Here is a 10,419-nt window from a genome sequence, read left to right on the forward strand (position 1 = left end):
CGGGCGCTGCCCTCACGGGGCAAGTGCAGCCCGGGACAACCCTTTCGGATCAAGGCCGGACGCATGTTCCTTGCGCCACACCACCTGGCCGCCGACAACGGTCATCAGCACTTGATTGCGCGCCAGCTCCTGCTCGGGCACTTGCATGAAGTTTTTGTCCAGTACGATCAGGTCGGCGAATTTTCCCACCTCGAGCGAACCCAGGACTTTGTCCAGATTCAACTGTTGAGCGGCGTTGAAAGTAATGGCGCGAATCACCTCGGCGCGGGACAGCGCCGGCTCGGCGTTTAACTTGCCCGCGTATTCGGGACCGAAACTGTGGGGGTTCAGCGGATCACCCGAGCGCGTGACCCCGACCTTGAGTGCCAGGAACGGATCCAGAGGGTCCACCGGCCAGTCACTGCCGTAGGCAATACGCCCGCCGGCATTATGGATACTGCCGAAGGGCTCCATGCGTGCCAGACGCTCGGGGCCCAGATGATCGCCGGTACTGTCGAGCACCGACGGCGACTGCTGGGCCCACTGCAAAGACATGGTGGCCGTCACGTCGAGCGCCTTGAAACGCGGGTAGTCCGCAGGATCCACCGTCTCGGCGTGGGCGATAGCGGGCCTGAAAGCATTGTCCGGCAACTGCTGGCGCACGTACTGGATACTGTTCAGAGCCTCACGTACGGCGCGCTCGCCAGTGGCATGCAAGTGCGGGTCGAGGCCGGCCCGGGCCGCCTGCAACAGTAAGGGGTCGAGCACTTGCCTGGGGAAGTACAGTTCCCCCAGGTTTTTGCCGGGAGTCCATTCTGGTGCCGTATCGGAGCCGGCGTTATGCAAGTAAGGGGTCAGCAAGGCACCGGTGTCTGCGGGAGCGTTGATGATGCCATCCATGAACAGTTTGACATGACGCAGGCTCACCCCCGGCGTCACTTTGGTTTCACCCTGATCGTAGGCTGCAGCCAGTGACTTGACCCCGGCGATGGTTTTGACCGGGTCTGCAGCTGCAGCATGGGGGTCCAGCCTGATCGCCAGCAATGCCCGGGCGGTCAGCTCCCCCGAGTGCTGCAAGGTGGTAAAGGCTTTGCCATTTTCAGCGCCGGAGTAGGCATCCATAAAGCTGGTGATACCTTGCTCACGCATGGCATCGAGCGCTGCGCGGATCTGCTTGAGCTTTTCTGCGTCAGTGACGGGGGGCACCACCGAAGCGACCATATTGGCAGCACCGTCTTCACAAATACCGGTCGGGTTGCCGGCCTTATCCCTGACGAACTTGCCATCTGCCGGGTTGGCCGTGTCCCGGTCGACCCCGGCCAGAGCCAGGCCACGGGAGTTGCTGAGCACCGTATGAAAGTCGGAGGAGCGCACCTGAATCGGGCGTTTGGTGTCGAGGGCATCCAGGGTCGATTTATCGGGATCGCCGTCAAGACCGACCATTGCCATTCGATCCCAGCTGCCGACTTCCAGCCACACATCGGGCCCCTTGTCCGCGCTGGCATCCAGGCACGCCTGGATCGCCGCCTGGAACATCGGGCGAGTCAGGGGCTGGTATTTCAAGTCACACAAGGTCAGGGCGCGCCCCCCATCCCCGGGGTGCATATGAACATCGATAAAGCCCGGCATCAGCATGCGTCCCGCCAGATCGATCACCTGGGTCTGTTGGCCGATATACGAACTGACCCCCGCATCGTTACCCACATAAACGATCTTTCCACCTGCAACGGCGATCGCTTGCTGTACCGAGTCCTGACCATCAACGGTGTACACCTGACCGTTGCGCATCACCATGTCTGCCGGAGCAGTACTGCGGGTCTGACAGCCCACCAGTGCCAGAGTGGCAACAGCCATGAACAAGCCGGAAAACTTCAAGTGCCTCACCTCTGTTTTTATTGTGGGGTGCGAATCAGCTGCCACGCCCCGTGACAGGCAGGGCCCACCCTATAGAACGCAGAAACATTTCGAACCTCCACAAATGAGGAGGGTGAGGTCATGGGCTGCTGACAGCCACCGCCGGATTCAATCCAAGTGCCGCACCCAGTTCGACCTTGCTTTTAACCCCCAGCTGCAGATAGCTGTTGCGCAGATAGGTACGGACCGTCGCGGGGCTCAGCACCAGGATTCTGGCTATTTCCTTATAGGAATGACCTGCTGCGAACAGCAAGGCGACGGTTCGCTCCCGGGGCGCCAGTACCGAGGCCCGCGACGGCGCTGCAAGGGACAGAATGACGTGCTCTGCGTGGGGACTCAGGGTCAGCACCGAGCGGCCAAGGCGGATCACCGAGGGTGCCTGTTGCAGTTGCCTGCTTACCTGAGCGGGCAACACTGACCCGCTCCATCCGGGAAATTCACGCTCGATTACTGCACACAGGCGTGCTCCCACGTAATGCAAACTGCCGTCCAGGCGCGCAACGGCAAAATCACTCAGTCCGTCCTGGCTGTCGAAGCGGATCAGGTCTTGCACCTGAAAGCGCCACAGTTGCAGTAAATGCTCACAGAAGGCTGAAAACAGACTGCGCTCCATGGCGCAGAAAGCCGCGGCGGATGAACCACGGTACAGACAGACAAAAAACATCAAGCCGCTTTCAGGCAATTCAAAGCTGATACACATCACATGAAACAGATCATGGCGCCGCGCAAAGGCATCAACTTGCGCGCAGGGATCGGTAAAGCCGCTTTCACATATGACCTTACCGGGTTGACTCAATGTGTCGCGGGAAAAGCTGTCACTGCCTGCGCCCTTGTGCCATTCGCCGGCAAACGACTCGGGCAGGTCGATACGCCCGTGCATCCAGGTTTGCGGAGGTACATCAAGGGCTGAGGTCGACATCTCGCCCCACCATGCACTGGCAAAAGGCACCACCTGGCGAAATGCCTGCAGGCCTTCTTGCATGAAGTGAGAACCGCCGCGGGTCCGGGCAAGTCGCCCCAGCTCAAGCAGGCAACTGTTGAACGCCAGGAGCCTGGTCATTTCCTGCTTGCTGCGCGTATCCATCGCTGAAATCCCAAGGGTTAGGTAGCCTTTCTCGACCGGCCCCCTGCAGGAGCGAGCTCATGGTTGCAGCATTGAAAAAAGCTCGCGAGCAAGCTCGCTCCTACAGGCAGCCCATGCCCTGTCAGTAGCGATCAGCAAGGATCGGTCTGTTCCGCGGGCGCTGTGCTGTCCGCTGCCAGCAATGTCTGGATGTCGGAAAAAATGCTTTGCCACTCGTCTTCTGTCATCGCCAGAAAGCCGAAGCTGCGCAGCAGGAAAGCACCTTCAGAGGCCAGGAATGCCAGGCGGGCCCGACGTCCATCTGCTGTCTGCGGGTCTGCCAGATTCATCCGCGCCCGGTACCAGTCACGGGTTGGCTGGCGCAGCGAGTCGACCCCGAGCAACGCCGTCATCATGCCTGCCGCCCGGTCTGCCTGCATGCCATCGGTGGCACGGGTGGCTGCGGTGTGGGCAGCAATCAGCTGTATGCCCCCGGGCTCGTCTCCCGCCAGGCTGTGCACCTGATCATCGAACTCCAGGCTCCAGCGCTCATACATCGCCTGTATGAGGTTGTCCTTGGTGCCAAAACACGACTGCACCCCGCCTTTGCTGACTCCGGCAGCCTTGGCCACTTCGCCTATGGTCAGGCTGGCGATGCCCCCCTCGCGCACCAGCGCCTCTGCAGCGTCAAGCAGCTGGTTGCGATCAATAACGGAAGGTCTGGCCATTTGAAAACTCCCGAATTAGAATACGATCGTATTGTAATCAGTGGGCGTCACTCTTGATAGGCCCATCATGACCAATATTTGAACAGGATTTAACGGTGAAACCATGATGCATTCACAACGCTGGCTGATCCTGGCGATCATTTCCAGCGCCCTGTTTTTGATCGTTATCGACATGACCGTGCTCTATACCGCACTGCCGACTTTGACCCGGGAGCTGCAGGCATCGGCTTCGGAAAAGCTCTGGATCGTCAATTCCTACGCGCTGGTGGTGTCCGGCCTGCTGCTGGGTATGGGCACCCTGAGTGACCGCCTTGGCCATAAACGGCTGTTTATCGCTGGCCTGGCGATCTTCGGGGTGGCTTCGCTGTGCGCGGCATTCTCGCCCACGCCCGGGTGGTTGATCGCTGCCCGCTCGTTACTGGCGGTGGGGGCTGCGGTCATGATGCCTGCGACCCTCTCCATCATCCGCGTGACCTTCACCGATGAGCGCGAGCGTTCGATGGCGATCGGTATCTGGGCCGCCGTGGCGTCAGGCGGTGCCGCATTCGGCCCGGTGCTCGGTGGCGCGTTGCTGGAATACTTCTGGTGGGGCTCGGTGTTTCTGATCAATGTGCCCATCGTGCTGGTCGCGCTGGTACTGGGCGTGATGTTGATTCCCGGGCACCCGGGCAACAGTAAAAAACGCTGGGATTTGTGGGGCTCGGTCCAGGTCATGATCGGCCTGATCGGTATCGCCTATGCCATTAAAGAGCTGGGTAAACGCGCTCCGTCGTTTACTACGGCGGCGGTTGTGTTCGCGATTGGCCTGGCGTTCATGGTTTGGTTCGTTCGTCGTCAGCGCCATAAAGCCCAACCGATGATCGACTTCAAGATCTTCAACAACCCCGGGTTCACCGCAGCAGTGGCCTCGGCGATGGTTGCCACCACCGCGCTGATTGGTATGGAGCTGGTGTTCACCCAGCGTTTACAGCTGGTGATGGGCCTGTCGCCACTGCAGGCCGGGTTGTTTATTTTGCCTCTGCCGCTGGCCTCATTTGTCTCCGGGCCATTGACCGGGCACTGGCTGCAGCGCGTCGGTAGCCAGCGGATGCTGTTCTGGGCGCTGCTGGTATCGAGCATCGGCATGGCCGCTTACCTGCTGCTGTACAACGCCAATATCGGGGCACAAATCGCCAGCCTGATCGTGCTGGGACTGGGGCTGGGGGCAACCATGACCGCCGCCTCAAGCACCATCATGAACAGTGCCTCTCAGGATCAGGCGGGGATGGCGGCCTCTATCGAGGAAGTGTCATTCGAACTGGGCGGCGCAATTGGTGTGACCCTGATGGGCAGCATCCTGTCGGCGGTCTACGCGGCCAGCATGGTGATTCCGGCCGGGATGCAGGTGCCGGCCATGGTCAGCGACAGTCTGGACGAAGCCCTGATCACGGCCGAGGCCATGACCACAGAATCGGCTGCCACCCTTTCGGCAATGGCCCGGGCTGCGTTTGACCAGGGGTTTGTTGCGGTACTGGCGGTATCCGCGCTGTTGCTGTTGGTGGCCGCCATCGTGGTGCGCCTGAAAACCACGGATCAGGTGCCAGTGAAGGCTTAGCCAGCCTTCACTCCTGTTGCTGGGGCCACCTTGCCGGGCTTTGAATCGCGGACAGATTTGCCGATGACACAAATCTGTCCGCGACCTTTAATCATCTGGCGCCGTGCCTGGAATATGGATGCTGGACAGCGAATTGGCCCAATTTGATAGTAACCAGCTGTTTTTACGAGATTTTTTTCAATTAGTGCTTCCCATATGAAACAAATGTTGGTAAATTTCCGCGCATTGTTGAAGCGGGCCAAAAACAAGGTTCGCAACGACGGTAACCATCCTCTCGATGCCACTCGCAATGAGTGACCTCACAAGAGATCGATGGGCAGTAAATGCAGTTGATACAGGGGCGTCGCCAAGCGGTAAGGCAGCAGGTTTTGATCCTGCCATGCGTTGGTTCAAATCCAGCCGCCCCTGCCATTTACTTGATTCATCCACGTGTAATTCAGCCGTCAGGCGCTACACGTTTAAAAACCTCCCCCCCCCCTTTTGATTTTCCGTTTCAAGCCGCCAGTCATCCCTGCGCGAAGCATAAACCGGTGCTTGCCGTTGCATATGGCGCGGGCCGCTAACCCCCCGGGGTGTCTATATCGGCGTCATGCCGGGGTTTGGGCTCGGGTTCGGATTTGAAATTCGGGCTGTACGGATTTTCTTCAGCTTCAGCGTTCGACCTGGGTTTGTTTGGCACCTTTTGCGGACCTGCCGGATCGAGGGCCGGCCCGGACGGGTCCGGGGCAGCGGAGTCGGGTTCTGCACCCTTCCTTGCGGCACCCTGAGCAGTTGATCGCGGTACTTCTGGCACGTTAGTACCCATATCCACCTCCACATCTTTGGCTTGATCTTCATGACTCAAGGAATTGGAGCCCTGCCCTGCCCGATCGTGCTGGCGAATCGACGAGCGGGCAAACGTCGACTCTCGCGGGTGATACTCGGTGCCGATGGCGCCCGCCAGCAGCGCGCCTGTCCGGTCAGTCGGCGCGGATTTCCCCCAGAAAACGGTAGATCCGGTCATCCATGGAATGGGCCACGTTGAAGCGGATCCAGGGCACGACACGGGCATCGGGCATGAACAACTGCCCCGGGGCAAAGAGGATTTTTTCATCCCTGGCCTGCATCGCCAGAGCCGTGGAGTCTTTGATCTGCGGGTGCCGCGCCCACAGGAACAAGCCTGCATAGGGCTCGACATAGGGCTCCATGCCAACACTGCGCAAACGCCGGCCAACCACCTCGTGGGCCTCGGCCAGACGGCTTTGCAGCTGTTTGACGTGTTTGCGATGGCGTCCCTGCAGCAGCACTTCGAGGGCCAGCTCTTCGGTGATTTGCGAGGTGGTCAGGCCACTGACCAGTTTCAGCGGCAGCAACTCGTCGATCAGCTCCTGGCGAGCAGCGATGAAGCCCACCCGCAATGCCGGCGCTATGGTCTTGGAAAAGCTGGCGATATAAATCACCCGCGACAGCTGATCCATACCTGCCAATGCCTGCTGGCCGCTCGGGTCCAGGTCGGCATAGATGTCGTTTTCGACAATCAGGAAATCATGCTTGTGCGCCAGTAGCAGCAAGCGATGGGCGATGGCCAACGACAGGCTGGTACCGGTGGGACATTGCAGGCGGGTGTTGGTGAAAAACACCTTGGGCCGGTGCTGCACGATCAGTTGTTCAAGCTGTTCCAGGTCGATGCCGTCACGGGTGCGCGGCACACCCAGCAGCCTGGCGCCTTGCAAATGCAGATTGAAAAACAGGTTGTGATAGCCCGGCTCGTCAACCAGCACCGGGTCGCCCCGCTGCACCAGGTAACGCACCACCAGATCCAGTGCATGACTGGCGCCGCCGGTCAGGATGATTTGTTCGGGGTGGGCCGCAATCCGGCTGTCGGCCAGTTTCTCCACCAGCCTGGCGCGCAGTTTCGCGCTGCCTTTGGCAATGCCGTAACCGGAAAAATCCCCGGGCGCGCTTCGGGCCAGCAACCGCAGGCTACGTTGCAGGCCATCGTCGTCCGCCCACTGTTCAGGCAGCAGACCGACCCCGGGACGCACCTCGGTACCCATCGGCTGGAAGGCCCGCTGCAATAACAGGTAAGCGTCGAAATCGAACTCACCGTGCGCATCCACATCCGCAGCCTCTGCCGGCGCCGCGCAAATAACGCTGTCCGCCAGTTCGCGCACGAAGAAACCGGCATTGGGCACCGCTTTCAACAAGCCCGCTGCCACCAGCCGGTCATAGGCCTCGACAACGGTGAAGTGGCTGACCTTATGGGATTGCGAGAGCTTGCGGATCGAGGGCAACTTGCTGCCCGGGCGTAACTGTTGCTGTTTGATCGCCAGACTGATGCCAGCAACGATCTGGCTAACCAGCGGCGCCTGCGAAGCGGAATCCAGGAACATCATGAGAACGTCCGTACAAGCAAGGTTTGGGCAGGCTGGTGTACTGGTAAAAAGACCATAACAGTGATGCCGTCATAAGGCCTGTTGTGTGTCTGGTCGCCAGCAGGGCACTACGTCAGGATCGGGGCATGGCCGATCGATTTATCGGCAGAACATACCACGAACCTGGAACCGCCATGCACGATACCCCCCTGCAAATCGACCGCAGCCAGATCAGCGCACAAGAGTGGCAAACCCGTTGTGACCTGGCAGCGCTCTACCGCCTGCTCGCGCATTTGCGCATGACCGATCTGATCGACACCCACATCTCCGCCAGGGTTCCAGGTGAACACGGCCACTTCCTGATCAATTGCTATGGGGTGCTGTTCCACGAAATGCGCGCCTCGGATCTGATCAAAATCGATCATCAAGGCAATGTCCTCGATCCCTGGCGCGGGGCCGACAGTGTCAACCGTGCCGGCTTCAATATTCATTCGGCGATCCATGGGGCGCGCCCGGATATCGATTGCGTGGTGCACACCCATACCTCGGCAGGTATCGCCGTATCCGCCCAGGAAAACGGCTTGTTGCCAATCAGCCAGCATGCCCTGAAGTTCTACCGGCGCCTGGCTTACCATGATTATGAAGGCATCTCTTTGAACCCCGATGAACGCGCCAGGCTGGTGGCCGATCTGGGACCGCACATGGCGATGATCCTGCGCAACCACGGGCTGCTGGCGGCCGGACGCAGCATCGCTGAAGCCTTCAACCAGATCTACTTCCTGGAACGCGCTTGCCAGGCCCAGGTGCAGGCACTGGCCGGTGGACAGGCATTGCGCTTGCCCTTAGAGGCCGTATGCGAATTGACCGCGCAACAGTCCGATGACGAAATCGACCAGCAGCTGCACCAACTTGCCTGGACCTCAGCCCTGCGTCTCATCGCCGGTGACCCGGTGGATTATCGCACCTGAGCGGCGAGCGCCAGACACCGCCATTGATTCTTCTACATCTGCCAAAACCAACAATCCTAGAGGTAGACATGAAAAGCAAAGCCATTGGAACCCTGTTGCTCGCCGTCGTGGCGTCGAGTGCCATGGCCAGCGAAATAACCGTGATTTCGTTCGGCGGCGTCAGCAAGGATGTGCAGTCGCAAGCCTTCTACAAACCCTTTGAAAAAGCCACCGGCAACCAACTGATAGCCGGGGAATACAACGGCGAAATGGGCCGGATCAAGGTCATGGTCGATACCGACAGCGTCAACTGGGACGTGGTTCAGGTCGAAGCACCGGAACTGATTCGCGGTTGCGATGAAGGCATGTTCGAGCCACTGGATGCCGCGCAACTTGGCAAGGCCGAAGACTTCGTGCCCGGCACATTCTCGGAATGCGGTGCCGGCTTGCTGGTCTGGTCCATGGCTATGGCTTACAACAGCGACAAACTGAGTGCTGCGCCCACTGGCTGGAAGGATTTCTGGGATGTGCAGAAGTTTCCCGGCAAGCGCAGCCTGCGCAAAGGAGCCAAGTACACCCTGGAAATCGCCTTGATGGCCGATGGCGTGGACTATGCCGATATCTATAAAGTACTTGGCAGCAAAGAAGGTGTGGATCGCGCATTCCGCAAACTGGATCAGATCAAGTCCCAGCTTCAATGGTGGGAAGCAGGCGCGCAGCCAATGCAGTTCCTGGCCAGCGGTGATGTGGTCATGAGCACCGCCTTCAATGGTCGCGTGTTCTCGGCCCAGGAATCCGGAGCCCCGGTCAAGATCGTCTGGAACGGCAGCATCTATGCCATCGACTCCTGGGCTATCCCAAAAGGCAGCAAGAACAAGGCCGTCGCGGAGCAGTTCATCAGTTTCTCCTTGCGCCCGGAAAACCAGAAGATCCATACCGCGACCCTGGGTTATGGTTCGACCAGTCTGCATACCGCAGCCCTGCTTGATCCCGCCCTGGCAGCACGCCTGAACACCTCCCCGTCAAACCTGGCGCAGGCAATGCCCATGAACAATGGATTCTGGGTCGATCATGGCGAAGAGCTGGAACAGCGCTTCAACGCCTGGGTGGCTAAAACCCACTGATCCCGCGCCGCTGCCCCGCCAGCTCCGGCATGCCGGTCAAACGGCAGAGCGGAGTTCCAAAGCCAGGCATCTGATCGACCCGGGAAAGGGCCGGTCAGACTGGCAATATCCACTGCAGCGCGGGGATGAACCGATCCCCCCATAAACAGCACAGCTTGCCCAAGCAGGTGTGGTCAGTAGCCCTACGCTATGTTGAGGCATGCCAAGTGTTATCTCCACGTTGAGGAGCAGACAAAACAGGGCAGTTACTGCCTGCGCACCCGCGGGATAACCTTAAACGTCTTTCAATATAAAAAGAGTCAATTAAAAAACATTAGATAATAAACATACAAGGGTATCTGTTGCGAGCCCCATCATTGCGGCATGGCATGATACCCAAGCACTTGCGAAGTAAAAATGTATCGCCAACTGCAGGCCAGGCCCTTACGAAAGACAAGGCATTACGAAGCAAGAAAAATGGTCGGGCAGTAGGCGCGCGCAGGCCTGACAGATTCAAAAATCCTGGAGTGGTGTACAACCTGCAGGGTATAGCGTTATACAAGCGTCGCTATAGAGTAGAGGTATTTTTAATACCGCTAATTCACCTGTATGAATCGCCCCTAGTTTCGTAGACACCTCCAAGCCTTAAAATGAGGCCCATTAGGAGGTGCCATGAGCAACCAGCGATATCCCGAAGAATTCAAAATCCAGGCGGTCAAACAAGTGACCGAAAAGAA

The 10,419-nt window shown here is 59.0% G+C and carries 8 protein-coding genes and 1 tRNA gene; 4 read left to right on the forward strand and 5 right to left on the reverse strand.

The window, feature by feature from the left end; genetic code table 11:
- Positions 1–12 precede the first annotated feature (12 nt).
- From EQV90_RS14160 to EQV90_RS14170, 3 genes are all read right to left on the reverse strand, one after another.
- Positions 13–1,854, reverse strand: a complete 1,842-nt coding sequence (locus EQV90_RS14160) for an amidohydrolase (RefSeq protein WP_240878273.1) — start codon at positions 1,852–1,854, stop codon at positions 13–15.
- Between the two features lie 118 nt (positions 1,855–1,972).
- Entirely contained in the window at positions 1,973–2,977 is a 1,005-nt protein-coding gene (locus tag EQV90_RS14165; protein ID WP_240878275.1) for a helix-turn-helix transcriptional regulator, read from the reverse strand.
- A gap of 131 nt (positions 2,978–3,108) precedes the next feature.
- On the reverse strand, positions 3,109–3,684 hold the full coding sequence (locus EQV90_RS14170; protein ID WP_010656122.1) for a TetR/AcrR family transcriptional regulator: 576 nt from the start codon (positions 3,682–3,684) through the stop codon (positions 3,109–3,111).
- A 103-nt stretch (positions 3,685–3,787) separates the two neighbouring features.
- Here EQV90_RS14170 and EQV90_RS14175 point away from each other — a divergent pair, with 103 nt between their 5' ends.
- A complete protein-coding gene (locus tag EQV90_RS14175) occupies positions 3,788–5,278 on the forward strand; it encodes an MFS transporter (protein WP_240878276.1) in 1,491 nt (496 codons plus the stop codon).
- A 336-nt stretch (positions 5,279–5,614) separates the two neighbouring features.
- A tRNA-Gln gene (locus EQV90_RS14180) sits at positions 5,615–5,689 on the forward strand.
- A gap of 148 nt (positions 5,690–5,837) precedes the next feature.
- On the opposite strand, the gene EQV90_RS14185 is transcribed toward EQV90_RS14180, so the two are convergent.
- Together EQV90_RS14185 and EQV90_RS14190 are read right to left on the reverse strand one after the other, a co-directional pair.
- Positions 5,838–6,083, reverse strand: a complete 246-nt coding sequence (locus EQV90_RS14185; protein WP_240878279.1) for a hypothetical protein — start codon at positions 6,081–6,083, stop codon at positions 5,838–5,840.
- A gap of 154 nt (positions 6,084–6,237) precedes the next feature.
- Complete coding sequence (locus EQV90_RS14190) at positions 6,238–7,653, reverse strand: PLP-dependent aminotransferase family protein (RefSeq protein ID WP_240878277.1); 1,416 nt, start codon at positions 7,651–7,653, stop codon at positions 6,238–6,240.
- A gap of 173 nt (positions 7,654–7,826) precedes the next feature.
- On the opposite strand from EQV90_RS14190, the gene EQV90_RS14195 reads away from it, so the two are divergent.
- Complete coding sequence (locus EQV90_RS14195) at positions 7,827–8,600, forward strand: class II aldolase/adducin family protein (RefSeq protein WP_240878278.1); 774 nt, start codon at positions 7,827–7,829, stop codon at positions 8,598–8,600.
- Positions 8,601–8,668: 68 nt separating this feature from the next.
- Positions 8,669–9,703 carry an ABC transporter substrate-binding protein gene (locus EQV90_RS14200; RefSeq protein WP_160627200.1) on the forward strand — a complete coding sequence of 345 codons (1,035 nt, stop codon included), beginning with the start codon at positions 8,669–8,671 and terminating at the stop codon, positions 9,701–9,703.
- Positions 9,704–10,419: the final 716 nt, after the last annotated feature.

The organism is Pseudomonas sp. TMW22089 (assembly GCF_022496645.1).
GTDB lineage: Bacteria > Pseudomonadota > Gammaproteobacteria > Pseudomonadales > Pseudomonadaceae > Aquipseudomonas > Aquipseudomonas paraversuta.